The sequence below is a fragment of the Hymenobacter polaris genome, assembly GCF_012927305.1.
Classification (GTDB): Bacteria; Bacteroidota; Bacteroidia; order Cytophagales; family Hymenobacteraceae; genus Hymenobacter; species Hymenobacter polaris.
On sequence record NZ_JABBGH010000001.1, the window covers coordinates 1,389,724 to 1,414,941 of the forward strand.

24 protein-coding genes are annotated in these 25,218 nt (G+C 63.7%); 10 read left to right on the forward strand and 14 right to left on the reverse strand.

The window, feature by feature from the left end:
* Window positions 1–172: 172 nt before the first annotated feature.
* Window positions 173–1,195 (reverse strand): SMP-30/gluconolactonase/LRE family protein, encoded by a 1,023-nt coding sequence (locus HHL22_RS05925; protein WP_169530020.1) that lies wholly within the window; start codon window positions 1,193–1,195, stop codon window positions 173–175.
* Window positions 1,196–1,416: 221 nt separating this feature from the next.
* On the opposite strand from HHL22_RS05925, the gene HHL22_RS05930 reads away from it, so the two are divergent.
* A complete protein-coding gene (locus HHL22_RS05930) occupies window positions 1,417–2,484 on the forward strand; it encodes an SMP-30/gluconolactonase/LRE family protein (protein ID WP_241737973.1) in 1,068 nt (355 codons plus the stop codon).
* Window positions 2,485–2,596: 112 nt separating this feature from the next.
* Window positions 2,597–3,352, forward strand: coding sequence for an EcsC family protein (locus HHL22_RS05935; protein WP_169530022.1), 756 nt, complete (start codon window positions 2,597–2,599; stop codon window positions 3,350–3,352).
* 189 nt (window positions 3,353–3,541) lie between these two features.
* Here HHL22_RS05935 and HHL22_RS05940 read toward each other — a convergent pair whose 3' ends face one another.
* The gene (locus tag HHL22_RS05940; protein WP_169530023.1) at window positions 3,542–4,531 is read right to left on the reverse strand and encodes an aldo/keto reductase; all 990 of its coding nucleotides are present in this window, start codon (window positions 4,529–4,531) and stop codon (window positions 3,542–3,544) included.
* Window positions 4,532–4,712: 181 nt separating this feature from the next.
* On the opposite strand from HHL22_RS05940, the gene HHL22_RS05945 reads away from it, so the two are divergent.
* A complete protein-coding gene (locus HHL22_RS05945; RefSeq protein WP_169530024.1) occupies window positions 4,713–4,964 on the forward strand; it encodes a DUF3601 domain-containing protein in 252 nt (83 codons plus the stop codon).
* Between the two features lie 16 nt (window positions 4,965–4,980).
* Window positions 4,981–5,436, forward strand: coding sequence for a VOC family protein (locus HHL22_RS05950; RefSeq protein WP_169530025.1), 456 nt, complete (start codon window positions 4,981–4,983; stop codon window positions 5,434–5,436).
* Window positions 5,437–5,506: 70 nt separating this feature from the next.
* Here HHL22_RS05950 and HHL22_RS05955 read toward each other — a convergent pair whose 3' ends face one another.
* The 4 genes from HHL22_RS05955 to HHL22_RS05970 all read right to left on the reverse strand — a co-directional run bounded on the left by HHL22_RS05955 (window position 5,507) and on the right by HHL22_RS05970 (window position 11,541).
* Entirely contained in the window at window positions 5,507–6,604 is a 1,098-nt protein-coding gene (locus tag HHL22_RS05955) for a YeiH family protein (protein WP_241737974.1), read from the reverse strand.
* A gap of 484 nt (window positions 6,605–7,088) precedes the next feature.
* On the reverse strand, window positions 7,089–8,021 hold the full coding sequence (locus HHL22_RS05960) for a LysR substrate-binding domain-containing protein (RefSeq protein WP_169530026.1): 933 nt from the start codon (window positions 8,019–8,021) through the stop codon (window positions 7,089–7,091).
* A gap of 187 nt (window positions 8,022–8,208) precedes the next feature.
* Window positions 8,209–9,009 carry a DUF4249 domain-containing protein gene (locus HHL22_RS05965; protein ID WP_169530027.1) on the reverse strand — a complete coding sequence of 267 codons (801 nt, stop codon included), beginning with the start codon at window positions 9,007–9,009 and terminating at the stop codon, window positions 8,209–8,211.
* Window positions 9,010–9,198: 189 nt separating this feature from the next.
* Window positions 9,199–11,541 (reverse strand): TonB-dependent receptor, encoded by a 2,343-nt coding sequence (locus HHL22_RS05970; RefSeq protein WP_169530028.1) that lies wholly within the window; start codon window positions 11,539–11,541, stop codon window positions 9,199–9,201.
* Window positions 11,542–11,658: 117 nt separating this feature from the next.
* Between HHL22_RS05970 and HHL22_RS05975 the strand changes: the two genes are divergently transcribed.
* The 4 genes from HHL22_RS05975 to HHL22_RS05990 all read left to right on the forward strand — a co-directional run bounded on the left by HHL22_RS05975 (window position 11,659) and on the right by HHL22_RS05990 (window position 15,222).
* Entirely contained in the window at window positions 11,659–12,066 is a 408-nt protein-coding gene (locus tag HHL22_RS05975) for a hypothetical protein (protein ID WP_169530029.1), read from the forward strand.
* A gap of 28 nt (window positions 12,067–12,094) precedes the next feature.
* Entirely contained in the window at window positions 12,095–12,760 is a 666-nt protein-coding gene (locus HHL22_RS05980) for a hypothetical protein (RefSeq protein ID WP_169530030.1), read from the forward strand.
* A 161-nt stretch (window positions 12,761–12,921) separates the two neighbouring features.
* Window positions 12,922–13,572 carry a hypothetical protein gene (locus HHL22_RS05985; RefSeq protein WP_195809229.1) on the forward strand — a complete coding sequence of 217 codons (651 nt, stop codon included), beginning with the start codon at window positions 12,922–12,924 and terminating at the stop codon, window positions 13,570–13,572.
* 147 nt (window positions 13,573–13,719) lie between these two features.
* Window positions 13,720–15,222 (forward strand): TolB family protein, encoded by a 1,503-nt coding sequence (locus tag HHL22_RS05990; protein ID WP_169530031.1) that lies wholly within the window; start codon window positions 13,720–13,722, stop codon window positions 15,220–15,222.
* 14 nt (window positions 15,223–15,236) lie between these two features.
* On the opposite strand, the gene HHL22_RS05995 is transcribed toward HHL22_RS05990, so the two are convergent.
* The gene (locus tag HHL22_RS05995; protein WP_169530032.1) at window positions 15,237–16,172 is read right to left on the reverse strand and encodes a sugar phosphate isomerase/epimerase family protein; all 936 of its coding nucleotides are present in this window, start codon (window positions 16,170–16,172) and stop codon (window positions 15,237–15,239) included.
* Between the two features lie 166 nt (window positions 16,173–16,338).
* Between HHL22_RS05995 and HHL22_RS06000 the strand changes: the two genes are divergently transcribed.
* Window positions 16,339–16,977: a hypothetical protein gene (locus HHL22_RS06000; RefSeq protein WP_169530033.1), complete on the forward strand. Its 639-nt coding sequence runs from the start codon at window positions 16,339–16,341 to the stop codon at window positions 16,975–16,977.
* 116 nt (window positions 16,978–17,093) lie between these two features.
* Here the strand turns inward: HHL22_RS06000 and HHL22_RS06005 are convergent, their stop codons facing one another.
* The 6 genes from HHL22_RS06005 to HHL22_RS06030 form a co-directional block, all read right to left on the reverse strand.
* On the reverse strand, window positions 17,094–18,653 hold the full coding sequence (locus HHL22_RS06005; protein WP_169530034.1) for an FAD-dependent monooxygenase: 1,560 nt from the start codon (window positions 18,651–18,653) through the stop codon (window positions 17,094–17,096).
* Window positions 18,654–18,756: 103 nt separating this feature from the next.
* A complete protein-coding gene (locus HHL22_RS06010) occupies window positions 18,757–19,533 on the reverse strand; it encodes a helix-turn-helix domain-containing protein (RefSeq protein WP_169530035.1) in 777 nt (258 codons plus the stop codon).
* A gap of 123 nt (window positions 19,534–19,656) precedes the next feature.
* Window positions 19,657–21,105 (reverse strand): GH1 family beta-glucosidase, encoded by a 1,449-nt coding sequence (locus HHL22_RS06015; RefSeq protein WP_169530036.1) that lies wholly within the window; start codon window positions 21,103–21,105, stop codon window positions 19,657–19,659.
* Between the two features lie 83 nt (window positions 21,106–21,188).
* Entirely contained in the window at window positions 21,189–22,232 is a 1,044-nt protein-coding gene (locus HHL22_RS06020; protein ID WP_169530037.1) for a glycosyltransferase family protein, read from the reverse strand.
* A 161-nt stretch (window positions 22,233–22,393) separates the two neighbouring features.
* Complete coding sequence (locus HHL22_RS06025) at window positions 22,394–23,308, reverse strand: UDP-2,3-diacylglucosamine diphosphatase (RefSeq protein WP_169530038.1); 915 nt, start codon at window positions 23,306–23,308, stop codon at window positions 22,394–22,396.
* A complete protein-coding gene (locus tag HHL22_RS06030) occupies window positions 23,308–23,541 on the reverse strand; it encodes a hypothetical protein (RefSeq protein ID WP_169530039.1) in 234 nt (77 codons plus the stop codon). Before HHL22_RS06030 ends, HHL22_RS06025 begins: the two co-directional genes overlap by 1 nt.
* A gap of 233 nt (window positions 23,542–23,774) precedes the next feature.
* On the opposite strand from HHL22_RS06030, the gene HHL22_RS06035 reads away from it, so the two are divergent.
* Complete coding sequence (locus tag HHL22_RS06035; protein WP_169530040.1) at window positions 23,775–24,386, forward strand: hypothetical protein; 612 nt, start codon at window positions 23,775–23,777, stop codon at window positions 24,384–24,386.
* A 257-nt stretch (window positions 24,387–24,643) separates the two neighbouring features.
* On the opposite strand, the gene HHL22_RS06040 is transcribed toward HHL22_RS06035, so the two are convergent.
* On the reverse strand, window positions 24,644–25,159 hold the full coding sequence (locus HHL22_RS06040) for an NUDIX domain-containing protein (protein WP_169530041.1): 516 nt from the start codon (window positions 25,157–25,159) through the stop codon (window positions 24,644–24,646).
* Between the last annotated feature and the right edge of the window lie 59 nt (window positions 25,160–25,218).

Consider the following 25,218-nt stretch of genomic DNA (forward strand, 5'->3'; position numbering starts at 1 on the left):
GGCGGTCATGCTGAGCATGTCGAAGCATCTCTACCGAACGAGGCCCCAGGGGTATTCTTGCGGCGCGGTAGAGATGCTTCGGCAGGCTCAGCATGACCGCCTGTTTTTGCTCATTTCCACATCGCTACATCTTCCGCATCTTCACATCTCTACATTCTCCACAGCTACCCATTTATCGTCCAGGTGTGCCCTGCGCCAGCGTGCGAATGCGGCACACGTAGGTAGTGGCCATGAGGTAGAGCGAGTGGCCGTCGTCGCCCCAGGCGCAGTTGGCCACGGTTTCGCCGGGGTCGATGATGCCCAGCAGCTGCCCTAGGGGCGAAATGATGAGCAAGCCGCCGTAGCCGGCCGCGTACACGTTGCCGGCCTGGTCTACTTTCAGGCCGTCGGGCACTTCCTTGTGGTGGGTGCGCGGCAGGCTACTCATGTCAAAAAAGGGTCTGGGTTTCTCCAGCTTGCCGTTTTTACCCACCTGGTAGGCTAGGATAACCGGCCGCAGCGAGTCGGCGTTGGACACGTAGAGCGTCTTGCCATCGGGGCTAAATGTCAGGCCGTTGGGATAGGGAATATCCTGCACGTCGGCAGACAGCTTACCGTCGGGCGTGCGCCGGAACACCCCGGCAAAGGGCAGCTCGCGCAGGCTGGCTTTCTCTTTTTCGGGCAGGCCGAAGGCGGGGTCGGTGAGGTAGAGCGTGCCGTTGGGGGCCGCTACCACGTCGTTGGGGCTGTTGAGGCGGTGGCCTTCGTAGTTGTCTACTACGGTGCGCTTGCCGCTTTTCTGGCTTAGGGGCAGGCTGGCGATGCGGCGGTCGCCGTGCTCGGCCAGCAGCAGGTTGCCGCGCCCGTCCAGGGCCAGGCCGTTGCTGCCGGGCTCCATGCTATAGGGCAAGCGGCCGGTGTAGCCGCTGTACTGCAGAAACTTGGTGCGCCCGCTATCGGGCCGCCAGCGGTAGATGGTGCGGCTCTTGGTGTCCGAAAACAGCAGCATGCTGCTATCGGGCACCCAGAGCGGGCCTTCCACGTGGGCGTGGCCCGAGGACACGATTTCGAGCTTGGCGCCGGGCGCCAGCACTTGGTCGAGGGCCGGCTGCTTGCGCAGCACCTGGCCGATGGTGGTAAAGCGCTGAGGCGCTTGGCCTAGGGCCGGGCCGGCGGCCAAGGTTAGCAAAGCCAGCGGAAGCAGGAAAGGGCGCATAGCGAGGAAAAGGCAGCGGGCAGCAGCAAGTGAAACTCCCTCTCCTACCCGGCACGCGGGCAGAAGGTTGCGCCGCCCGGCTTGGCCCGGCCGGGCCACTCGCTCGCCACTGGGTTCCAGCTCAACCCTGCCCGGAAGCTGCCCGTAGGCTAGAAGCCAGTGGCTTTTTCCCGCCGCCCGCCGCCATGCTTTTTCGCTTCCTACTCGCCCCGCTCTGCCTAATGTTACCCTTGCTTACCCCCGCGCAAGACCTCAAAATTCCGCTCGAAGAAGTGGCGCAGACCGGCCATTACCAGCCCATTGGGGTGGGTATTTCGCACAAGGGCCGCATTTTTATGACGTTTCCGAAAAAGGAAAATGATAAGAATTACTCGTATGACTACGGCCTGGCCGAGCTGGTGAACGGCAAGCGCGTGCCCTACCCCAATGCCCTCTGGAACCAGTGGGACTCGACGCAGGCCCCCACGCGCTTCGTGAACGTGCAGGCCGCCGTGGTTGATGCCGACGACAATCTCTGGGTGCTCGACCCTAGCAATCCCGACGACCAGGCGCCCGTCATCAGCGGCATTAAGCTCTTGAAAATCAACCTAACTACCAATAAGGTGGAGCGCGTGTACCGCTTCGAGGACCTGCCCCGCGAGCGCACCGCCCTCAACGACGTGCGCATCGACCTGAGCCGGCAGCTGGCCTACCTCTCCGACCCCATGCTGGCGGCGCTGGTGGTGCTCGACTTGCGCACCGGCAAGAGCCGCATTGTGCTGCAGGGCCACCGTAGCACCGCCGCCGAGCCGGGCTTCGTGCTGCGGCTCGATGGCCAGGAAGTGAAAGACAAAACCGATAAGCCCTTCAGCAGCAATGTCAACGGCATCGCGCTTACTCACGACTACCAGTACTTCTACTACCGCGCCATCAACCAAACCAAGCTCTGGCGCATCCGGGCCGAGTACCTGGCCGACGCCAGCTTGAGCCCGGCCGCCCTGGCCGCCAAGGTGGAGGAAGTGGGCGAAACCGGCGTCAGCCACGGCATGCTGGCCGACCAGGCCGGCAACATCTACCTCTCCGACTCGCCCAATTACGCCGTGCGCCGCGTGACGCCCCAGGGCCGCCTCGAAACCCTGGTGCACGACCCGCGCCTGAGCTGGCCCGATACCTTCGCCCTCGGCTACGATGGCTACCTCTACCTCACGGCCACCCAAATCAACCGCGCCCCCAAGTATCACCGCGGCGAAAGCAAGGTCGATTACCCCTTCCGCCTGTATCGCCTCAAGCTGCCCGCCGCCGGCCAGTAGCCTCGGCAGCCCCTAGGGCCCCGGCGCCGGCAAAACAGTAGGGGCCGTAATGGCTAGCGCCTGGTGGCGAGTAAATGCCTATGCCAGCGCTTAGCTGCTAAACCGCCAGCCCATGCCCACCGCCCCCGACAAACGCTACCTGCGCGAAGAGCTGCGCCCCTGGCAGCAGCAAATGCAGCGGGCACCTTCGCTGTTCGACCGCCTCACGCACCACGTGCAAGCCCGCCTGAACGGGCTGCTGCCCGAGCGGGTGCACCGTATTATTACGGGCGCTATTCAGCACATGGTGCAGGGCGTGCTGGCCGGCTCGGGGCTGGTGACGCGCCGGCCGCTGGTGGGCGTGCCCTTTGCCGAGCGCGAGGCAGCGGCCTGGGCCCGCATTAAAGGCTGGCGGCTGGCGGCCACGGCCGAGGGGGCGGCCACCGGGGCGGGCGGCTTCCTGGTGGGCCTAGCCGATTTTCCGCTGCTGCTCGGCCTCAAGCTAAAGCTGCTATTTGAGCTGGCCGCCCTCTACGGCTACGACGCCCGCGACTACACCGAGCGCCTCTACGTGCTGCACGTGCTGCAGCTGGCCTTCAGCAGCCAGCATACGCGCAACCTCACTTACCAGCGCCTGGCGCACTGGCCCGCCTACCGCGCCACGCTGCCCGCCGATGGTACGGCCTTCGACTGGCGCACCTTCCAGCAGGAGTACCGCGACTACCTCGACCTGGCCAAGCTGGCGCAGCTGCTGCCCGTCATTGGCGCGCCCGTCGGGGCCATTGCCAACTACCGCTTGCTGCGCCAGCTGGGCCGCACCGCCATGAACTGCTACCGCCTGCGCCACCTGGCCGAACTGGAAGCCGCTACGGCTGCGGTAGTGCAGTAGGCCCTAGGGGGAGGAAAGAAGAAAATGGCGGTCCCGCTGCGCAAAAAAGGCCGTCATGCTGAGCCCCGCGAAGCATCTCTACCGCGTAACTAACTTCAAACGTTGGGGTTACTTGCGCGGTAGAGATGCTTCGCGGGGCTCAGCATGACGGCCTGTACTTCTTATCTATTGCCCTCCTCCCCCTAGGGCCTACCAGAGCTGGTGCACCAGCGGCCGGATGCGCTGGTCGTACACGGCGCGCACGGCGGCCAGCTGCGCGGGCGTGAAGGGCGGCAGCGCCTCGGCCGCCAGGTTAGACGTGAGCTGCTCGGGCCGCGAGGCGCCCGGAATTACGCAGCTTACTTCCGGAAACGCCAGCACCCAGCGCAGGGCCAGAGGCGCCAGGTTGGGCTGGCCGGGGAAAAGCTGCTTTAGCTCCTCTACGGCGGCCAGGCCGGTTTCGTAGTCTACGCCCGCGAAGGTTTCGCCCTTGTCAAAGGCCGCGCCCGCGCGGTTGAAGTTGCGGTGGTCGTCGGGCGCGAACTGGGTTTGGGGCGTGAACTTGCCCGTGAGCAGCCCGCTGGCCAGCGGCACCCGCACAATCAGGCCCACGTCGCGCCGCTGCGCTTCCTGGAACAGCAGCTCGGCCGGCCGCTGCCGAAACATGTTGAAAATGACCTGGATGGTGGTCACGTTGGGATACTCCAGCGCCTTGAGGCCTTCCTCTACCTTTTCCACGCTCACGCCCAGGTGCTGAATTTTGCCCTCCTGCTTGAGCTGGTCGAACAGCTCAAAAATCTCGGGGCGGTAGTAGACCTCGGTGGGCGGGCAGTGCAGCTGAATTAAGTCAATGGTTTCCAGGCCCATATTGCGCAGGCTGTCTTCCACGAAGCCGCGCAGGGCGGCCGGCTGGTAGGCCTCGGCGGTGTGGGGCTGCAAGCGGCGGCCGCACTTGGTGGCCACGTAGATGCGCTGGCCGGGGTGCTGGCGCACCAGCTGGCCCACCGCCTTCTCGCTCTCGCCGTCGCCGTACACGTCGGCCGTGTCAATGAAATTGATGCCCGCGTCTACGGCGGCGTTTAGGATGTGGTTGGCCGTGGCGGGGTTGAAGGGCTCGCCCCACTTACCCCCCACCTGCCAGGTGCCGAGGCTGATTTCGGAAACGGAAAAACCGGTTTTACCCAGGGTACGGTACTGCATAGAAAAGCGTGTTAGCTGCTACTTGGCCCCACTGCTGCGCGCTGGTGCCGGGCCTGGTAGTTGCCGGCCAGGCAGCCTTTGCGCAGCTGGGGTGTCTGTTAGCAAAGCGCTGCCCCCGCCTTTTGTTTGGTGGCCCGGCGCGCTGGCCCTTTCCCTAGCCCCACCCTTCGCCCCCCTCCTCATGGCCGATATTCGCGCCCTTCGGGCCGGCTGCCGCTACCGCGTGGTGCGGGCGTTCACCGACTACGACCAGCGCCTACACCCGGTGGGCGAAACCTGGGAGTTTATAGAAACGCACTTCCTGCCCTACGAGGACGGCCTGACGCTGCACGTGCTGCTGCCTAACTTACCGGCCGTGTTCCGCCTGCAGTGGCGGCCCGAGGCGCAGGCCGCCATTCTCAACCATTTTACTACTTACGTGGAAGCCTGCTGAACGCGGGCGGTTGCTTATGAAAAACTTATTTCTTGGCGGGCTCTTGCTACTTTTGTTCGTGCTCGGCGCCCCGCGGCCCGCGGCCGCCCAAGGCCCCACCGCCCTCGGCCACATTGCGCTCTACGTGGTAGACTTGCAAAAAAGCACCGATTTCTACAAGAATATACTGCTGCTGAGCGAGATACCTGAGCCGTTTAAGGATGGCAAGCACACCTGGTTTCGCATTGGGCCGCACGCCCAGCTGCACGTTATTCAGGGCAATAAAGCGCAGGACCACGACATCAATACCCACTTGGCCTTCACCGTGCCCGACCTGGCCAAGTTCATGGCTCACCTCGACAAGCTGCACGTGCGCTACGGCAGTTGGAAGGGCGAGGCGGGAAAGTTTACCCCCCGGCCCGACGGCATCAAGCAGATTTACCTGCAAGACCCCGATAATTTCTGGCTGGAAGTGAACGACGACAAGTTTTAGCAGCCGGGGCCCCTAGGGCCCTGGCGCTACCTTTTCGGCGCGGCTGGGGCCCTAGGGGCGCCGGGCGGCGCTACACCGCGTGCAGAATGACGTAGAGCGAGGCGGTCGAAATCACCACCCACAGCACCACGCCCAGCACGTAGGGCTTGATGCCCACCGACTTCACGACCTTGGCCGAGAGCCCCGCGCCGATGAAGAACAGCGTCACGGTGAGGCCGATTTTGGCCAGGCTCACCATCACCGGCCCCACGGGCTTGGCGGCGGGCACGAACGTATTGACCAGCATGGCCAGAATGAAGCCGAAGATGAAATAGGGAATCTTGATTTTCACGCCTTTTTGCTTGAAAACCAAGGCTGTACCAATGGCCACGGGGATAATCCAGAGAGCGCGGGCCAGCTTCACGGTGGTAGCCACTTCGAGGGCCTGGTTGCCGTAGGCCGCCGCCGCCCCCACTACCGAGCTAGTATCGTGGATGGCGATGGCGCACCACAGGCCGAACTGGTTCTGGCTCATGTGCAGGGCGTGGCCGATGGGCGGAAAGGCGAACAGGGCCAGGGCATTGAGCACGAACACCGTGCCCAGGCCCACCGACATCTCCTCGTCTTTGGCCCCCAGCACCGGCCCGATGGCCGCGATGGCCGAGCCGCCGCAGATGGCGGTGCCGCACGAAATCAGGTGCACCACGTGCCGGCCCAGGCCCAGCCACTTGCCCACGAAGTAGCCCAGGAGAAGCGTGCCGAAGATGGACACGACCGTGAACAGAATGCCTTCTTTGCCGGCCTGCACCGCCGCGTGCGCGTTCATGCCGAAGCCCAGGCCGATAACCGAAAATTGCAGCAGCTTGTGAGTGAAGGCCTTGGTGTGGCTGGTGAAGGGGTTGCCCACCGTTTGGGCTAGCAGCAGGCCTAGGGCCAGCGCGATGGGCGGCGAGGCCCAGGGCGTGAGGCAAAACACCAGAAACAGCCCGAACACCACCTGCCGCAGCGTAAAAGCTTGCCCAAACAGCACGCGCGGCGTGTGCAAGTGGCGGAAAATGCCGGTAGTATTTACTCCCTCCTCAAGAGCGGCGGCAGCGTGGCTTTGCTCGGCTAGCGTGGCGAAAAGCATCGGCTCGGCACTGTGCTCGGGCTGCAGGGCGGGGGGCGCGGGAGTGGTAAGGTGGCTCATGGGAAGACGTTGTTAACTACAACAAATTTACGCCATTCCCTACCCTCTTGTTTATCTAAACATGTTATGCGCTATAACCATAAGCTATACTGAACTTATCCCACCCCGCTGCATCTGCGCCTAACCTGCTGCGCTGCAGCGGGCAGTACCTCGTCGGCGCGCTCCCCGGCCATAAGCTACCGGGCCGGGCGCCAGCCCGAAATAGGCGCTTCCCTAACTAGCCACCACTGCGCTCCGCCCCTTCCGCAGGTTATGCCGCTTTGCGCTCAGTCAATTACTGATGTTACGCAGGGCTTATCGCCCTCTGCGTTGGCCCCACCCCCTAGCCCCCTCCCCTGCGGGGGAGGGGGAACTAGCCTTAGATTCTAATCTACTAGCTACTAGCTTTTTAGAGCCAGAAACTAGTTCCCCCTCCCCCACAGGGGAGGGGGCTAGGGGGTGGGGCCGACGCGGAGGGCGATAAGCCCTGCGTAACATCAGTCAATTAGTCACGCTTTTTACTCTTTGGTGCATAAGTATTGCCTTGGGCCTGGGCAAAACTCCAAAACCGCTGGGCCGGGCGGGGCAGCGGCTGGCCCTGCACCCACACGGCCTCAAACTGCCGGGGCAGCGCCAGGCCCTGCACGGGCACCGTTTCGAGCAGGCCCGCCGCCAGCTCGCGCGCCAGTGCCTGCCGCGACACAAACCCTAGGGCCTCGGGGGCCGCTTCGAGGTAGCTTTTGATGGCCTCCGTGCTATCTAGGTAAATGGCTACCGTCAGGTCGGAGAGCTTGATTTTGCGCTCGCGCAGGGCCATTTCCAGCACTTCGAGCGTGCCCGAGCCGCGCTCGCGCAGCACCAGCGGGGCCGCCAGGGCCTCGGCTAGCGGCAGGGGCCGGGGCGGCGGCCCGGCGGGCGTGGCCCGGCGCACGGCCACCAGCTCGTCGGGCAGCAGCAGCTCGTAGTGCAGGTCGCGGTTCTTGGTGCGGCCTTCCACAAAGCCCAAATCCAGCTCGCCGCGCAGCAGGGCGTCGGCCACGCGCTCGGAGTTGGCGCTGAGCAGGGTGAGCTGCACCTGCGGGTAGCGGGCCTGGAAGGCGGGCAGCCACCCCGGCAGCACGTACTGGCTGAGGGTGGTGCTGGCCCCTAGGCGCAGGCGGCCGGCGGCTTCTTCGGGGTCGCGCAGGCCGGCCAGCTGCTCGTCGAGCTGCTGGGCCGAGGTGGCTACGGCCTCGGCGTGGGTTAGCAGCAGGCGGCCGGCCTCGGTGAGGCTCACGCGGTTGCCGCGCCGCTCCAGCAGGCGCTGGCCGTAGTGCGCCTCCAGCTCGCGGATGTGCTTAGTTACGGCCGGCTGGCTCACGAAAAGCTCCTGCCCGGCCTTGGTGAAGCTCAGGTGCCGCGCCACGGCCGCGAATACGCGCAATCGAAAATCGGACATGCCCGCAAAGGTCGGCGGCGGGCTGGGTAGGCTGCCGGCTGGCGAAGGCGCTCAAGAAAAAAAGCGGTCATGCTGAGCGCAGTCGAAGCATCTCTACCGAACGTTACCCTAGGGGCGCGGTAGAGATGCTTCGGCAAGCTCAGCAGGACGTTCTTGTTTCCTTTATAATCAAGCCCCTGTTACTTCCCTACATCACCTTAATCCGCTTTATGCGCTTGGAGTGGGCGCTGAAGTACCCTAGGGCCCCGCCCGAGAAGTTGGTCTTCGGATTGGCGGGCGTGGTGGTGATGATGGGGTTGGTGGTCAGAATCTGGTTCAGGGTGCGGAAATACTCGTACACGCCGGAATCCACGTTTTGCATCTCTACCTGCAGGCTGTCACCGGCCACCAGCTTGTTGAGGTTGTTGGGGTCAGTGGTGCCGCCGCCCATCGTGCGTAGCACCTGGCTCACGTGCTTGCCGTCGGTAAACTGGTCGTTTTGCAGAAAGATGGTGGGGTTGAGGCGCCCGTTGCGGTACTGCCGAAACAGGTAGCTGTTGCCCGTGCCCGCGGGGTCGGTGTAGTCCACCACCGCCTGGATGTTGCTGCCCACGGCACTGAGTTGGGTGCTGAGCTTGTCGAAGGGCACCACCGGGGCCGGCAGCGTGGAAAGCGCCACGTAAACCGCGCCGCCGGTTTCGACGCGCAGCGTGTAGGCGCGGCCCGCCACGCCCCGCAGGGTGCTGCCCACGTACTGGCCGGGGGTAGCCTCGCGCAGCGTTTCGCGGCCGCCCGCATTGTCGGTCAGCGTGACGGTGGCTCCGCTCACCGGCGCGAAGCTGTTGGTGGTAGTGTAGTCGGCCGAGGTGCTCAGGCTGACCTGGGCAGGCTGCCCGTCATCGGCCAGGTTGCCCTCGATAACCAGCTGGCTGGCCGAGGTTTGTAACGTGAGGGTGACTACTTTCTGACAGCCGGTGCCGGCCAGCAGCAGCCCTAGGGCGGCGAACAAGGATGAGACCGAGCGCCTACGGGCCTTGTTTGTCATTGCGAGCCTCGCGAAGCAATCGCACCAGCACGACCACCACAGAACGAAATGAGCACGAATGTTCGCCGACGTAGTTGTGCTGGTGCGATTGCTTCGCGAGGCTCGCAATGACAAACGACTAACAAACAGGCTTTTAATAAACTGGCGCATACCTTAAAAGCTAAAATTGTACGTGGCCGACGGCACCTGCCGGAACAGCGCCGTTTGCAGGGCCTGGGTCTTGCTGGCGTCGTTGGGGTTGGTTTCGAAGGTGATGCTGTAGGGGTTTTCGCGGCCCAGCAGGTTATAAACCGAGAACGTCCAGCTGCTGCGCCAGCGGTGGCCCTCCTGGTGGGGCTTTTCGTAGGTGGCGCCCACGTCGAGGCGCACGTAGGCGGGCAGGCGGTCGGCGTTGCGGGCGCCGTAGTAGCTCACCACCTGGCCCGCCACCTGGTACTTGCCCACCGGGTAGGTGACGGCGTTGCCGGTGCTGGCCAGGAAGGTGCCCGAGAAACTCCACTTCGGCGTAGCCTGGTAAATAGCCACTACCGATACGTCGTGGGGCCGGTCCTGCCGGGCATTGAACCACGCCCCCCCGTTGATTTCCGCGAACTGCCGCTGCGACTTACTCAGGGTGTAGCCCAGCCAGCCGGTGAGGCGCCCTAGGTCCTTGCGCAGCAAAAACTCGATGCCGTAGGCCCGGCCGCGGCCGTAGAGCAGGCTGCCCTCCACGTCGAAGTTGCCGCGCAGGCTGGTGCCGTCGCGGTAGTCAATCTGGTTGCGCAGCGCCTTATAGTAGGTTTCTACGGTCAGGGTATAGGTCTTGTCGGGGCCTAGGGTGCGGTAGTAGCCTAGGCTCACCTGGTCGGCCGCCTCGGGCTGCACGTTGAAGGTGGTGGGCACGTACATGTCGGTGGGTAGCGAGGTGCTGGAGTTGCTCAGCAAGTGCAGGTTTTGGGCGTTGCGGGCGTAGCTGGCCTTCACGGTGGCGGCCTCGCTGAGCTGATAGCTGGCCGCCAGGCGCGGCTCGAGGCGCAGGTAGGTTTTCAGAAACTGCCCGCTCGGGTAGGTGGTGCTGCTGAGCACGGTGCCGGCCGCGTCGTAGGTCGAGTAGGTGCCCGGCCCCAGCAAGCTAAAGCCCGAGAGCCGCAGCCCGCTGGTGAAGTTGAGGCGCGGCGCCGCCTGCCACTCGTGCGAGAGGTAGGCCGCCGTTTCGAGCGAGTAGTTGGTGCGGTCGGCCGTGGCGTTGACCGACGAGCTGGCGTCGGCCACCACGTGCCCCGGCGTGATGGTGTGGTAGATGGCCTGGGCCCCGAAGCGCAGCGTTTGCGTAGCGCTAGCCGTGTACTCAAAGTCCTGCTTCAGGTTCAGGTCCTGAATTTTCGAGATGATGCTGAAGTTCTGGTCGTTGGAAGCGATGTCAATCTCGTAGTCGTACTTGCTGAAAATGAGCGAGGTATTCGAAAACAGCCGGTCCGAGAACAGGTGGTTGTAGCGCAGGGTGGCCGTCTTGTTGCCGTAGTACTGCCCGAAGGTGTTGTTCAGCCCGAGGGCATCGCGCCCCAGGTAGCCGCTGAAGTACAGACGGTTGCGCGCATCAAAGGCGTAGTTGGCCTTAGCGTTCAGGTCGTAGAAGTAGAGGCTGGAATTGCGGGTCGTCTCGTTGCGCGAGAGCTTCAGAAACACGTCGGCGTAGGTGCGGCGCCCCGTCACCAGAAACGAGCCCTTGCCCTTCACAATTGGTCCTTCCAGGGCCAGGCGCGAGGCAATGAGCCCGATGCCGCCGCTGCCGTGCAGGGCCTGGTTGTTGCCGTCGCGCATCCGGATGTCCACCACCGACGACAGGCGCCCGCCGTACTGCGCCGGCATGCCGCCCTTGTACACCGTCACATCCTTGATGGCGTCGGCGTTGAATGTCGAGAAAAAACCCAGCAGGTGCGAGGCGTTGTATACGGGCGCCTCATCCAGCAAAATCAGGTTCTGGTCCACGGCCCCGCCGCGCACCGAGAAGCCGCTGCTCCCTTCGCCCGCCGTTTTGATGCCCGGCAGCAAGGTCAGGGTTTTGATGATGTCGCGCTCGCCAAACAGCACCGGCACCTTAGCCACCTGCTTCATATCCAGCTGCTCCACGCCCATTTGCGCCTTGCTGATGTTGGCGTCGGCGCTGCGGCCCGTCACCACTACCTCGTTGAGCTGGCTGCCACCCGGCTGCAACTTAAAATCGACCCGCTGGCTGCCCGTCAGCGTCAGCGTGCGGGTTTGGGCGGCGTAGCCCACGAAGCTGGCTTCCAGCGTGTAGGTGCCCACCGGCACTGTGAGCGAGTAAAAACCGTAGGCATTGGCCCCGGTGCCCACGCCGCGCAGCTCGCGCACCCGCACGGTGGCGCCGGTCAGGGTTTCGCCCGAGGTAGCATCCTGCACGGTGCCGCTGAGGGTGGCGCGGGTTTGGGCCGCCGCCGGCCCTAGGGCCAGCCAAAGCAGCAGCCACAGGCCGGTAAGAAGTACGTGTTTGTGCATTAAATAGGCAATGCCCCGCAATGGGCGGAATAAGGAAAGCTAAAGGTACCGCCGCGCCGGCCGGGCGGCGGGCAGTAGCGGGGACCTAGGGTACCTTCGGACCCAACAGCTTGCTTTATGCCAATTCTTTACCTGGATATCGATGGGGTATTACTAACCGCAAGGCACACCCAGGCTGCTTCCGGCGTAGATGCGTTCGTCGACTTCATCACCCAGCACTTCACGTGCTACTGGCTTACCACTCACTGCAAAGGCGACAGCGCCCCCGCCCTCCGCTACCTGGCCAGGTTTCTCAAGCCTGCCACGCTCGAAAAGCTGCGCCAAGCCGTGCAGCCCACCACTTGGGACACGCTAAAAACCGAGGCTATTGATGTAACCGCAGACTTCTACTGGCTGGATGACCAGCCGTTCCAAGCAGAAATAGCTTATTTGGAGGTGCGGGGCGTAGCGGATAGGTTAGTCAGAGTAAATATTTTTCGCAATGGAGAACTTGAAAGAATCACGAAAGAACTTATTGCGGGATAATTATTTATATAAATTCTCTTCTCAACGCATGAATTACAAAGAATTGATAACAAGATATAGCGACAGTGAAACAAAGTATCCACTCAAAGCGGAAAGGAATAAAAAACTTGATGAGTTATTACGTGATTTGCATATAGGCAAATCAAATTTCACCTTACAAGAGATAGAAGAAGTTATTACTAAGCTTCTATCTAAGAAATTAACAATAAGAATGCCGCTATTTGCTCAGATATTATATCCAGTAATCAGCCAAGGCATCAAAAATAAGGAGGTGAAAGCGATTAAGCTATTTTTAAGCTTAATTCAACAAGTATATCAGTACCAAAACTTTACAAAGGAACATATTTACGACAGTAATTCATTGATACAGCAGGGATTGCAAATTGACCCTAGTGATAAAGAATTACTTACATTGCAAGAAAGCAACATCAGAAGTTACTTACTGTATACACTACATGAGCTACCCATAGGAGTTCTTTATGGGCAAAATGGAGCTAGCATTCAAGAATGCAGTGAATTGCTAGAGTATCTTGTCGAATATAGACAGCTTTGCAATAAATTACAATTAGATAATTCAGACTTAATTAATAAGTGCAAGTTTTACTATTCATCTTACAAGTATTACCTAACGAACAGACCTTTATACACTGATTTCAATGATTATTTAGCTAAGCATAGTAGGAAAGGGGAATAACGGTTACTCCCCCGCACAAATACCGTCAGCTGCGAGGATGCCCCTAGGCCCGCTACCTCTCCCCTAGCCTCCGAAGATGCACCTGGTAGCCGTGGTGCTCGGCAACAGAGAGAGGAGTTTCAGAGTATCTTAGAGCAGAAACAACGATACTGTTAAAGCTTATGAAAATCAACAGGCAACTCAATACGTTCACCTACGGGGAGTACTCACATTTACTTGAGCATTATCAACGTTTTACGGATTTTAATTCGCTTGGCTTATTTCGCTCCATTACTGAAAACGAAAAGCTTACGCCCGAACAAAAGATTAAAGTCCGTGATGAAACGGTACTAGCCTTTCCTAAGTTCTTCGAGTTCTTACAGCTTAAAGACCCGTTTACTTATTTCTCGTTAGTTACTCTTGGCCAATCGCTTACCTCTGCCGATAGCCACCAAACTTGGGAGAATATAAAACACAATCAGCAGCGCATTCTAGCGAGTAAGAGAATAAAGCACCGAAATTTCGGCACATATTCGAAGCATGAATGCGGCTACGAAACTTGTCATTTAAGAAATCTTATGATTCGGCAGGGTTCGTGGTTAGCCGAACACAATATGCATTTTCAGTCGGATAAAGGAGGCTCCTATGCCGCATGGGATAAAGCAAGAATACGCAAGCAAAATCGTAAGCAACAAAAGCAGGTTATTGAACGGGATTTAGAAATTAGCTCCCCGCAGATACCAGCCAGCTACCGTAGCGCAAACACCACTAGCTGCGAGGGTGCCCCTAGGCCCGCTACCTCCTCCCCTAGCCCGCGCAGGCGTACCTGGTAGCCGTGGCGCCCGGCTACGGCAGTGGCCCAGGCGGCAAATTCGGTGCGGCACCACTCAAAAGGGTAGCTGACACAGCGACTCCGGACAACGCGGCTGCGCCCGGCTGCGTCTTTATGGTCGTCGCAACGCCTTTTCCCGCCCCGCCCTATGCTTCGCTTGCTTTACGCGCTCGTTTTTTGCCTCGGCAGCTTTGCTGCCTTTGCCCAGCAGCCCCTAGGCGCGTTCACCGGCCAGCAGGACGTGGGCACCAGCGTGAAGCCCGGCCAGACGACCTACTTGCCCGCCACCGGGCAGTACGTGGTGACGGGAGCGGGCGCCAACATCTGGGCCGACCACGACGAGTTTCACTACACCTATAAGAAAATGACGGGCGACTTCATCCTCTACGCCCGCGCCGAGTTTGTAGGCCGCGCGGGCGTGGAGGAGCACCGCAAAATCGGCTGGATGGTGCGCCAGAGCCTGGCCGGCAACGCCCCCCACGTGAGCGCGGCCGTGCACGGCGACGGCCTCACCTCTTTGCAGTACCGCAAGGCCGCCGGCGGCACCACCGAGGAAACCCGGGCCCGGCTCACCCACGCCAACATTGTGCAGCTCGAGCGCCAGGGCAGCACCTACACCATGCGGGTGGCGCAGTTCGGCCAGCCCTTCGAGGTGGTGCAGGTCGCCAGCGTGGACCTGGGCAACGACGTGTACGTGGGGTTGTTCGTGACCTCGCACAACGCCGATGTGGCGGAAACCGCCGTCTTCCGCGACGTGCGCCTGAGCGTGCCCGCCCCCGCCAGCCTGGTGCCCTACAAGCAGTATTTGGGCAGCCGCCTGGAGCTGCTGGAAGTAGCCACCGGCAACCGCGAAGTCATCTTCACCGCCCCCAATTCCCTGCAGGCCCCCAACTGGCGGCCCGACAACTCGGCGCTGCTCTACAACAGCGACGGGCTGATGTACAACTTCGACCTGGCCACGCGCCAGCCCAAGGTGCTACCCACTGGCGAGGTGAAAAACAATAACAACGACCACGTGCTCTCCTTTGATGGCAAGCAATTGGGCATCAGCAGCGGGGTGGATAAGCTGGGCGGCTCCATCGCGTATACGCTGCCGGCCACGGGCGGCGGGCCCCGCCAAATTACCCCTAGGGGCCCTTCGTATCTGCACGGCTGGTCGCCCGATGCCAAGTACCTGGTTTTCACCGGCGAGCGCAACCACGACTTCGACATCTACCGCGTGCCGGCCCGCGGCGGCAAAGAAATACGCCTCACTAGCGCGGCCGGCCTCGACGACGGCCCCGAGTACACACCCGACGGCCGCTACATCTACTTCAACTCGGCCCGCACCGGCACCATGCAAATCTGGCGCATGCGGGCCGACGGCACCGAGCAGCAGGCCGTGACCACCGGCGAGTTCAACGACTGGTTTCCGCACGTCTCGCCCGACGGCAAGTACCTAGTATTCGTATCGTTCCTCAAAGACGAGGTTGCCGCCAGCGACCACCCTTTCTACAAGCACGTGTACCTGCGCCTGATGCCCGTTGACGGCAGCCAGCCCCCCAGGGTCATCGCCTACGTTTACGGCGGCCAGGGCACCATCAACACGCCCTCGTGGTCGCCCGATAGCAAGCGCGTGGCCTTCATCAGCAACACCGCCGAGCTGCCCTAGGGGCGCGGGCGGGCCTAAGCGCGACCCACCTTCTCTAGTAGGGCCTTGGTTTTGCGGATGCCCTCGTCTTCGCTCAGTCGCTCGCCCTCGTACTCGATGCCCACGTAGCCCGTGAAGCCCGAATCCTTAATAATGCGGAACATCTGGGGATAATCGGTTTCGACGCAGTTGCCGGCGGCGTCAAACTCATACGTTTTGGCGCTCACGCCCTTGGCCAGCGGCATCCACTCGCGCACGGCCTGGTACTTGTCGTACGAGTCCAGGCACTTGCCCTGGTAGAGCTCACCCGTATCGCGCCGGATGCAGAAGTTGCCGAAGTCGGGCAGAATGCCCACGCTGCGCTTGCCCACCTGCCGGATGGTGCTCAGCAGCCACTTGCCGTCGGAGGTGTAGCTGCCGTGGTTTTCCACGATGACGTTGAGCTTGGCTTGCTGGGCGTAGTCGCTCAGGCGGCCCAGGCTTTCCACGGCGGCCTGCTGCACCTCGGCGGCCGTGCCCTTGCCAAAGGCATTCACCCGAATGCTGAGGCAGCCCAGGTGGTGGGCGGCATCCACCCATTTGTAGTGGTTTTCGACGGCCTGGCGGCGCTCGGCCTCGCTGGGGGCCCCTAGGTCACCCTCGCCATCTACCATAATGAGGTGGTTGCGCACGCCGTGGTCGCGGCAGCGCTGCAGCAGCTCGTTGAGGTAAGCCTTGTCCTGAGCTTTGTCTTTGAAAAACTGGTTGACGTACTCCACCGCGCTAATGCCGTAATCCTTCTTAGCAATGCCGGGAAAGTCGAGGTTGGTGATTTTCTTGGCAAACAGCGCTTTGTGCAGCGACCACTCAGCCAGTGAAATCTCGAAAAACGGCGCGCGGGTCAGCGCCGCGGCCACTACGGGCGGGGCCACGGCGGCCGTAGCGGCCACGGTGGCCGCCTGCTTCAAAAACTGCCGACGGGAAGTAAGCATAACGGGGGTAATTGGGTGGGAAAGGTGAGGAGCAGGAAGCGGGAAGCTACGCGCCGCGCCCGGTGGCCGGCCGAAAATAACACCCGCCCCGGTAAGCGCGCCGCTTCCGAACTTTGCCCCTAGGCTGCCCCGTGCCGGGTAGCCCCTGCCCTAGCCCGCTTTTCCCGTGTCTGACTTTTCGCCCGCGGCCGCTCCGGCCCCGCCCTCGCTCACCGATTTTGCCAGCTTCTACCTCTACGGCCTCACCAGCCAGCCCTACCGCCAGTCTACCGACGTAGCGCAGTTCGGCCAGCTCTACGACCTGGTGATTGGCGGCCACGGCGGGGTGGCGCTCAGCAGCTCCTTCCACCCCTACCAGCTCGTGAGCCCGGCGGGCGTCACGGTCTGGTACGCGGCCTTTGCGCAGCTCTACGCCCAGCCCGACCGCGCGGCGCTGTTTGCCAGCATGGCCGGCGAGCAGGCCCGCTACGTGGTGGCCCCGCCCGCCTCGTTCAGCGAGTTTCACGTGTGGCCCGACACGCGCCTGACCAGCCCTGAAAACCCGGTTTTCAGCCACTACATCCCCTTCGTGCTGCCCTTTCTGGTGCGCAAGAACCCGGCCGCCCTGCGCTGGGATGCCGAGCTGGCCGCCGCCGAGGGCAGCAAGGAAATCTTCGGCCGCCACCTCGACCAAGTGAACGCGGCCGTCCGCTTCGTGCAGCCCGCCCCGGCCTTCATCCTGGGCTTCGACGAGTTCAACGAAGCGCACCCCGAGCGCCTGATTGACCGCTTTATGAGCGTGCGCGACTCGCTGCTGGTGCACTGAATACCCATCTGCTGGCGCCCGCAATGGCCTACCAGAGCGGTTTATAGGTAGGGGCGGGGGCGAGCCCCGCCCCTACCGTTTTGCCGTAAAGCGCTCCGGTGCCCTTGCGCTGCTTCCTAGCCCTGCTCCCGGCCACCAAACCAGCGGGCGGCCGCCGCCGAAAGCTGGTGGTTATCGGCGCCGTGGTCAGTTGCCCAGGCCACTATGCCATCGGGGCGCAGCAGCACCGCGCCCAGGCCCAGCTGGTCTTTCGCCCGGCCCGCCACGTACTGCAGCTGGTCGCCGTAGGCACTCGCCCACGTTTCACGTGCGGCAGTGCCCTCAAAATCGAGCAGTATACCACGGCCAGCGCGCAGTAGCTCGCCAAGCGTTGGGCCGTCCGCCAGCTCGAAGTTGGGCGCGCTGTAGCCTACCAGGGGGTGGGCACCCCCTAGGTCGTAGTGCGTGGTAATGCCCCACACGCGGCCGGCAACGTACGTGGCGCCGTCGCGCGTAGCCAGCAGGTCGCGCACGATGGCGTGGAGCGCGCGGGCGGCGGGCGTTGGCCTCATAAGGGCCACCTGGGCGCGGGCCCAGTCCAGCACCTGGGCCCCTAGGGGGTAGCGCTCGGTATAGTAGCTGTCGAGCAAGCCGGCCGGCGCGTGCCCGTGGAGGGTGGCGGCCAGCTTCCAGCCCAGGTTCAGGGCGTCGCCCAGCCCCAGGTTCAGCCCCTGGCCGCCCAGGGGCGCGTGGATGTGGGCGGCATCGCCGGCCAGCAGCAGCCGGCCCTGGCGGTAGGTGGTCGCCTGCCGGGCCCGGTCGGTCCAGGTGGTGGCGCGGTGCAGGGCCAGGATGGTCACGTCGGTGGTTAAGACGCGCCGGAGCACCGCCTGCAGCTGCTCGCGCGTGACGGGCTGGCCGGCCTGGTGCGCGGCCCCACCGTCAAAATCCTGCACTATCAGGTAGCCGGGCTGCAGCTGCATGTACATGCCGGTGGGCGTCACGTGGCGGCCGAGGCGCAGCGGCGTTGGGTCGGCCAGGTCCACCAGCGCTGAGTAGCCGGTAAACTCGGGCTCCGTGCCCGCAAAGTCGAACCCGCCGGCCTTGCGCACGGCGCTGCGGCTGCCGTCGCAGCCCACCAGCCACTTCCCCCTAAACTCTCGGCCGCTAGCCGTCTGCACCGTTACCTGGTCGGCGGTTTGCTGCACCGACGCCAGCGCCTGTCCCCGCTCGATGAGGACCCCTAGGGCTTCGGCGCGGCGGGTGAGCACCGTTTCCAGCTCTTGTAGCTCCGTCAGCAGTTGGGGCTCGGTCGAGCTGGGCAGGCGATACGGCCACTGGGCGAAGTCGATGGCCGCGCTGCTGAACGTGATGCCGGCGAAGTGGCCGCCCGCCTGGGGCTTCGGGCCCGGCCCGGCCGCGGCCGGCGCAGGGGGCGCTGGCAGATGCTTGGGCACTCCCAGCTCGGTTAGCAAGCCCCGGCGATACAGCGCTTCCACCGACGGCGCGTTGAGCCCCCGCATTCCGAATGGCAATTGCTTGAGGGGCGAGTGCGGATGCGCTGCCTTTTCCAGGAGCAGGACCGCGCAGCGGGCCAGCGCCAGCTCGCAGGCCAGGAACAAGCCAACCGGCCCGGCCCCGGCAATGATAACATCGTAGGCTACTTGGTTTTCTACTTGCGGGCTAGGGGGTTCCATAGGGGCGGGGCGGCTTAGCCGAAGGATAACTGTCCCGCAAAATTCCGGCGGCCGGCCGCGCCAGGCTTGTACAAACGCGACAAAATCGGGGGCGGCTGCCTCGCTACCCGCGCCTGGCTTTGCGGGCGAAGGCGGCTGGCGTCAGGCCGCTGTAGCGCTTGAACTCCCGGCTCAGGTGGGCCTGGTCGGCGTAGCCTAGCTCGTGCGCCAGGGCCGCCAGGCTGGCCGCCGGGTGCTGCCACAAGTGGTTGCGCGCCTGCTCAAAGCGCATCAGGCCCGACACATCCTTCACCGTGTAGCCCGCCGACTGCTTGAACCGGCGCTCCAAGGTGCGCACGGTGGCGTGGGCGGCGGCGGCCACCTGGCTCACCGGCAGCGTACCCTGGGCGGCCCGCATGGCCTCCCCCGCTTTGTCTAGTAGGCTGCCGCTGGCTCCGCGCGGGCGGGCCTGCCCGAGGTACTGCGCCAGCATCGCCACTGCTTCCGGCAGATTACCCGCTTGCAGCCACTGGGTTAGCGGGGCTTGCAGCTGGGCGAGGGGGTGCGCCAGGCTGCGCACGCCGTCTTGGCCGGCCGGCAGCCCCAGCAGCTCAAATACCATCCAGGGAAAGCACCGGATACCTAGTATTTCCAGCTGGTGGGGCGCCCGAAAAAGCGCTGGTTGACCGAGCAGCCCCACCAGAAACGGGGAGGACAAGGGCTGCCAGCCGCCCGGCGTAGCCACGCTGCAAACGCCACCAAAACAAAAGATAATTTCCGCGTAGCCGTCCGGCATCACTTCCCAGCCCGCCGTTTGCTCGCCCAACGTCAGGCTGGTGTGCCAGAAGCACTTGATGGTAGCCCGAAGCTCGGCGGGCGGCGCAAATTCCTGGGGCTGCATGCGGCAAGATAGCCTGGCAAAGGCGCAGTGGCCGCGCCCGCTGGCAAGCCCGGCGGCCGGGGGCCCGGCGCTTTTGCGCTCGGCGGCCCGGCGCGGCTAGCCCACCCGCGGCCCTTTGCCCCGCTAGGCGGGCCTAGGCACCCGCACCTCGGCGCCGGCCAGAAACTGCTGGTACCAGCGGGCCGAATCCTTGACGGTGCGCACCTGGGTTTCGTAGTCCACGTGCACCAGGCCGAAGCGCGGGCGGTAGCCCTCGGCCCACTCGAAGTTATCGGTGAAGCTCCAGGGGAAGTAGCCCTGCACGTTGACGCCCTCGCGGCGGGCGCGCAGCACCTGGCCGATGGCCGCCTGGTAGTAGGCCGTGCGGGCGGCGTCGGGCACGCGGCCGTGCGCAGCCTCGTCGGGCAGGGCCAGGCCCGACTCGGTAACAACCAGCTCGGGCGCGCCGGGGTAGGCGGCGTACTGCTTCAGCATTTCGTAAATCGACTCGGGAAACACTTCCCAATTCATGGCCGATACGGGCACGCCGCGCTGGGCGGGCGGCACCAGGGCCGCGCCCACCAGCGGCAGCCACGGCGCGCGGCGCACCACCTCGCGGGTGTAGTTCTGGATGCCCCAGAAGTCGAAGTCGAAGCGCATCCGCTCCACGTCGCCGGGCTGCTGGTAGCGGCGCAGCAGCCAGCCCAGCGCCGGCAGCTCCTGGGTGGGGTAGCCCAGCCCGAGGGCAGGCTCCACAAACAAGCGGTTGAGCAGCGCATCGACGCGGCGCGTGGCGGCCTCGCTGCCCGCCTGGCCGGGCCGGGCGGGCGTGCAGTACGAGCACGAAAACGTGGTGCCAATGCGCGCCGACGCCGGCAAGGCGGCCCGCAGCGCTCGCCCGCCCTCGGCCTGGGCCAGGGTGGCGTGGTGAGCGGCGGCCAAAAAAGCCGGCAGGCTGCGCTTGCCCGGCGCGTGTACCCCTAGGGCGTGCCCGGCCCCCACAAACACCATGGGCTCATTCAGCACCATCCAGTGCTGCACGCGGTCGCCGAGGTGGCGGGCCAGCAGCTGGGCGTAGTCGGCCAGCCAGCCCACTACGGCGCGGTTGGTCCAGCCGCCGCGCTGCTGCAGGGCGGCCGGCAAATCCCAGTGGTACACCGTCAGCCAGGGGCGCAGCTCGCGCTCCAGGCAGGCATCCACCAGGCGGTCGTAGAAGTCGAGGCCGCGCCGGTTGGGAGCGCCCAGGCCCTCGGGCAGCACCCTGGGCCAGCTCACCGAAAAGCGGAAGTCGGTCAGCCCCAGGCCCTGGGCCAAATCCAGGTCCTGCTCGTAGCGGTGGTAAAAATCGGTGCTCACCCGCGCGTGCTCGCCCCGCGCAATGGCCTTGGGCCGGCGCGTAAACTCATCCCAGATGCTTGGGCCCTTGCCCTGCTGCTGCCAGGCGCCCTCCACCTGGTAGGCCGCACAGGCCGCGCCCCAGTGGAAATCGGGCCCAAAATCGGCCCGCGAATACGCCGGGGGCGTGGTGGCCGGGAAGTAGGCCGCCGGTAGCTCGGGCAGCGGCGGCGACGAAAGCAAGAGGTTATCGGGCATTCACAAGGGCGCGGCGCACAGGCCGCAGCGGGCCAAACGCCCACGGAATCAAGCTAAATCACGTAAAATTAACTGCCCAGGGCCTAGAACTGGCCGCGGGCCGCGGCGGCCACCGGGCGAGTTCCCAGCTGCTCGGCCAGCAGTTGGTCGAGCACCGCCCCGGTGCGGTCGGGGTAGTGCACGGGCACCACCGGACCACGGCGCAGCCAGTCGGCTATGCGGTCGAGGTGCTTGCGCTTAAGGCCGCGCACCACTGGCACGCCCATGGCGGCCAGGGCGGCGGCGTTGCACTGCTGCTCGTACTGCTGCTTCATGGGGATGACCAGCAGCTTCTTACCCAGGTACAGCGCCTCGGCGGGCGTTTCGAAGCCGGCGCCGCACAGCACGCCGTGGGCGCAAGCCAGGCTATCCAGAAACGCCGCGCCGCTCACCGGCCACACCCGCACGTTGCCGTGCTGGGCGGGCCTAGGGCTGTGCTTCGAGAATACTTCCCACCGCACCCGGCCGCTCACCCGGCGCAGGCTCTCCACCAGCGTGGCCTCGTCGAAGGCCGGCAGGTACACCGTGTAGTGGCCCTCGTCGGTGGGCGTCAGCGCGCGCACCTGCCGCCGGATAACGGGCGTGCTAATGCCGGGCGCATATTCTTGAAAATGAAAGCCGTACTGCGCCGTGCTGGGCGCGTAGTGGCGCAGCACGGCCCGGCCGGCCGGGTCCTCGCGCCGGGGCCGGGGGGCGGCCGGGTGCAGCACCGCGCTCTGGTGGCTCAGGGCCACGCAGGGCCGGTGGCGCAACCGGCAGGCCCAGGCCGACACCGGCTCAAAATCGTTGATTACCAAGTCGTAGTCAGCCACCGGCAGGTGGCGCACGTCGTGCACAAACTCGGTGGAGTCGAACTGCTGGAAGGTCTTGACGAAGTTGATGCCGCCCTTCTTGCCAAATAAAAAGCCCATGCCCGCCACCCGGTAGCGCACCTCAAACGGCAGCGGCAAGTCGGCGGGCGGCCCGCTCACCAGCACCTCCAGCTGCCCCCCGAGGGCCGCCACCCGCGCGTGCAGCAGCGGCACCACGTCGAGCGCCCGCATTAGGTGCCCGTTGCCGGTGCCTTGAATAGCGTATAAAACCTTCATTAGTTGCCTTTTAATAACTTTTATACCGCCCGTCATGCTGAGCCTGTCGAAGCATCTCTACCGCGTAACTAAACCTGACGTTAGGATTACTCACACAGTAGAGATGCTTCGGCAAGCGGACGCCAGATGAGCATGACGGGCTGTTGTGTTTTTAATTCAAATCATACCTTCAATTTAAACTCAGCCAGCAGCTCGGCCAGCAGCGTCGCCGGGGCGGCGTCGGCGGCTCGCTCCTCGGCATCGATGGTCTCGGTGGCCTCGCCGGGCTGGGGCTGCATCCGAGGGTCGTCGGCGTAGCGGTAGAGCGTCCAGCCGGCAGTGGGCGTGTACTCCAGGGCGGTGAGGTTTTCCACCCAATCGCCCGAATTTAAGTACGTTACCTCACCTTGGGGCGTGGCCAGCGGCTTTATTTCGGGCTGGTGAATATGGCCGCACGCCACGTAGCGGTAGCCCTGGTCGGCGGCAATGGTGGCGGCCGTCTGCTCGAAGTCGCTCACCAGGCTCACGGCGCTTTTTACCCGGTTTTTCACCGCCTTCGACAGCGCCACCTTGGGCCGCCCCACCTTGGCAAGCAGGAAGTTGACCAGCCGGTTCAGCAGAATCAGCAGGTCGTAGCCCTGGCCGCCCAGCTTGGCCAGCCAGCGCGAGTGCCGCATGGTCACGTCGAACACGTCGCCGTGAAACAGCCAAGTACGGCCGTGGGGCAGGTCGAGCACCAGCTTGTTATCGAGCTGAAACTGCCCTAGGCGCAAACCCGCAAACTTGCGCAGCAGCTCGTCGTGGTTGCCCGTAAGGTAGTAGATGCGGGTGCCCTTGGCGGCCAGGCCGGCCAGGTAGCGCACCACTCGCATGTGCGAGGCCGGCCAGTAATTTTTCGAAAACTGCCAAATATCCACGATGTCGCCGTTGAGCACCAGCACCTTGGGCCGGATGCTCTTGAGGTAGCGCAGCAGCTCGGGGGCGTGGCAGCCGTAGGTGCCCAGGTGCACGTCGCTCACCACGGCCACGGCCAGGCGCCGCTTTTTGCGCGGGCGGCGGGCGGCCCCATCCAGCAGGTTGTCAAGCAGTTCACTCATCAGGCGGCGCGGGGATACTGGTGGGGCGGGCGGGCTTGCTTGGGGCGGCGCGGGCGCGTGGGCGGCCCCCAGGTGGCGGGCGCCGCGCCGGCGCCCAGGCTCCCGCCCAGCGCCGAGCGTAAGCCGCGCCGCAGCCACCACCCTAGGGCCAGCCACCAGCCCAGGGCCAGCACCCAGCGCAGCCGGGGCAGTCCTAGGGGCGTGGCGGGCGGCAATGAGGCAGCTTGCAGCATAGTTTAGGCAGGGAAAATTGTACATCCCAAAGCTCGGCCTGGCCTATCAACTCACCGTTACGGGTGTGTTATGGTTTTATCAAGCCGCACCGGCTGCTTTCGGCTAGTAACGCCCGGTTTTCAACCGCTACTTTATATTGTTGAGCTAGCGGATGCGGTAAATAGCCAAATTCTACCTTCCTTTGCAGAACCTAAGGACTATGAAGTAGTTAGGTTATTTTATTCTTGTTATAATGCCATTTCATACTTTTCCGCGCCAGCTACTGGTTGTCACCTTACTCGCTGGGGCGCTGGCGCCCGCCGCCCGCGCTCAGGCCGTGCCCAGCAAGCTGGTAACCCCTTTTGGCCCGCCGCGCAAGCACTATATGTTTGCCCAAAAAGAAGTGGACTGCCCGGTGGTAGCCAACGTGACCAAGAATACCGACGAGGACGCCGACGTGAGCGGCTCCTACACCAAGGTGTGCTACCGCTCGCCGGCCGAGATGCTACTCGAAATCAACGAGCTGCGCAAGATTCATACCTGGGCCGACTCCACCTACGAGCGCCGACTGGCGGCCCTGCCGCCCGGCGGGGCGCTGGTCATTACCATCCACCGCCAGGGCCCGAAGGGGGCCGACCCGGCTTATTTGTTCTGCACCGCCAAAACCAAGGATGGCCAGGAAATTCTGAAAGACTACAACCTCAAGCCCGGCACCGGCCGCTTCTTCGGCCGCGACCTCTACCAGACCCAGCAGCTGGTGCCCTTCCCCAAGGTAGACCCGGCCAACTGGCCCATCGCCTTCACCATCAACGACTCGCGCCTGCGCCAGCTATTCGAATATACGCTGGCGCCGCCCGCCAATTAAGTCGTTATCGAGCGCCCGCTTGCGCGCCCGCTGGTGCGCAAGTCGGGGGGCCCTAGGCCCAAAAGCCCGCTTCGGCGGGCTTTTTTTATGCGGCGGGGGTCACGGCACCGATACCGAGTGGCGCGGCACCCCTAACAAAAACCGTCATGCTGAGCGCAGCCGAAGCATCTCTACCACGCCGCCTAGGGGCATCCTAACGGCGTGGTAGAGATGCTTCGGCTGCGCTCAGCATGACGGGCTTATTATTTAGTAGTCAATTATTTATTCAGCTTCCACCACTGCACGGCCACCAGAGTTTTGGCGTCCTCAAAAGCCTCCTGGGCTAGCTGCTCGCGAGTGTAGGGCAGGATTTCTAGGCTTTCGTGCTCGCTGGCCAGGCCGCCGCCGGGGCCGGTTTGGCGGCTCACCTCGGCGTAGTACACGGCAATGCTTTCGGCGCTGGTGCCGGGCGAGGGCCAGATGGTGGCGATGTGAGTCAGCTGGTCGGTTTCGTAGCCCAGCTCCTCGTGCAGCTCGCGGCGCAGCGCCGTTTCGGGGTCCTCGCCCTCATCAATCATACCGGCGGCCAGCTCCAGCAGCGCCCGCTCGGGGCCGGGGCGGAACTGCTTGGTTACTAAGTAGTGTTGCTTGGCTGTGTCGAAGACGAGCGCCGCTACGGCGTGACCGGGGGCGAACTGCTCGCGCTGAAGCTGCTCGCCATCGGCGGTTTGCAGCGTGAGTTGATTGACCTTGAAATGGCCGTCGAAAATGCGCTCGCGCTTAGTTATCTGCATGGCTTGACTTTTTAGGCGGTACTTTTGCTGTAGCGGGCGGCCCGGTAATCGGTCCGGCA

Excerpts from the sequence above, each read along its gene's own strand:
- HHL22_RS05925 (WP_169530020.1), bottom strand. The coding sequence starts at position 1,195 with ATGCGCCCTTTCCTGCTTCCGCTGGCTTTGCTAACCTTGGCCGCCGGC.
- HHL22_RS05930 (WP_241737973.1), top strand. The coding sequence starts at position 1,417 with ATGTTACCCTTGCTTACCCCCGCGCAAGACCTCAAAATTCCGCTCGAA.
- HHL22_RS05935 (WP_169530022.1), top strand. The coding sequence starts at position 2,597 with ATGCCCACCGCCCCCGACAAACGCTACCTGCGCGAAGAGCTGCGCCCC.
- HHL22_RS05940 (WP_169530023.1), bottom strand. The coding sequence starts at position 4,531 with ATGCAGTACCGTACCCTGGGTAAAACCGGTTTTTCCGTTTCCGAAATC.
- HHL22_RS05945 (WP_169530024.1), top strand. The coding sequence starts at position 4,713 with ATGGCCGATATTCGCGCCCTTCGGGCCGGCTGCCGCTACCGCGTGGTG.
- HHL22_RS05950 (WP_169530025.1), top strand. The coding sequence starts at position 4,981 with ATGAAAAACTTATTTCTTGGCGGGCTCTTGCTACTTTTGTTCGTGCTC.
- HHL22_RS05955 (WP_241737974.1), bottom strand. The coding sequence starts at position 6,604 with ATGAGCCACCTTACCACTCCCGCGCCCCCCGCCCTGCAGCCCGAGCAC.
- HHL22_RS05960 (WP_169530026.1), bottom strand. The coding sequence starts at position 8,021 with ATGTCCGATTTTCGATTGCGCGTATTCGCGGCCGTGGCGCGGCACCTG.
- HHL22_RS05970 (WP_169530028.1), bottom strand. The coding sequence starts at position 11,541 with ATGCACAAACACGTACTTCTTACCGGCCTGTGGCTGCTGCTTTGGCTG.
- HHL22_RS05975 (WP_169530029.1), top strand. The coding sequence starts at position 11,659 with ATGCCAATTCTTTACCTGGATATCGATGGGGTATTACTAACCGCAAGG.
- HHL22_RS05980 (WP_169530030.1), top strand. The coding sequence starts at position 12,095 with ATGAATTACAAAGAATTGATAACAAGATATAGCGACAGTGAAACAAAG.
- HHL22_RS05985 (WP_195809229.1), top strand. The coding sequence starts at position 12,922 with ATGAAAATCAACAGGCAACTCAATACGTTCACCTACGGGGAGTACTCA.
- HHL22_RS05990 (WP_169530031.1), top strand. The coding sequence starts at position 13,720 with ATGCTTCGCTTGCTTTACGCGCTCGTTTTTTGCCTCGGCAGCTTTGCT.
- HHL22_RS05995 (WP_169530032.1), bottom strand. The coding sequence starts at position 16,172 with ATGCTTACTTCCCGTCGGCAGTTTTTGAAGCAGGCGGCCACCGTGGCC.
- HHL22_RS06005 (WP_169530034.1), bottom strand. The coding sequence starts at position 18,653 with ATGGAACCCCCTAGCCCGCAAGTAGAAAACCAAGTAGCCTACGATGTT.
- HHL22_RS06010 (WP_169530035.1), bottom strand. The coding sequence starts at position 19,533 with ATGCAGCCCCAGGAATTTGCGCCGCCCGCCGAGCTTCGGGCTACCATC.
- HHL22_RS06015 (WP_169530036.1), bottom strand. The coding sequence starts at position 21,105 with ATGCCCGATAACCTCTTGCTTTCGTCGCCGCCGCTGCCCGAGCTACCG.
- HHL22_RS06020 (WP_169530037.1), bottom strand. The coding sequence starts at position 22,232 with ATGAAGGTTTTATACGCTATTCAAGGCACCGGCAACGGGCACCTAATG.
- HHL22_RS06025 (WP_169530038.1), bottom strand. The coding sequence starts at position 23,308 with ATGAGTGAACTGCTTGACAACCTGCTGGATGGGGCCGCCCGCCGCCCG.
- HHL22_RS06030 (WP_169530039.1), bottom strand. The coding sequence starts at position 23,541 with ATGCTGCAAGCTGCCTCATTGCCGCCCGCCACGCCCCTAGGACTGCCC.
- HHL22_RS06035 (WP_169530040.1), top strand. The coding sequence starts at position 23,775 with ATGCCATTTCATACTTTTCCGCGCCAGCTACTGGTTGTCACCTTACTC.
- HHL22_RS06040 (WP_169530041.1), bottom strand. The coding sequence starts at position 25,159 with ATGCAGATAACTAAGCGCGAGCGCATTTTCGACGGCCATTTCAAGGTC.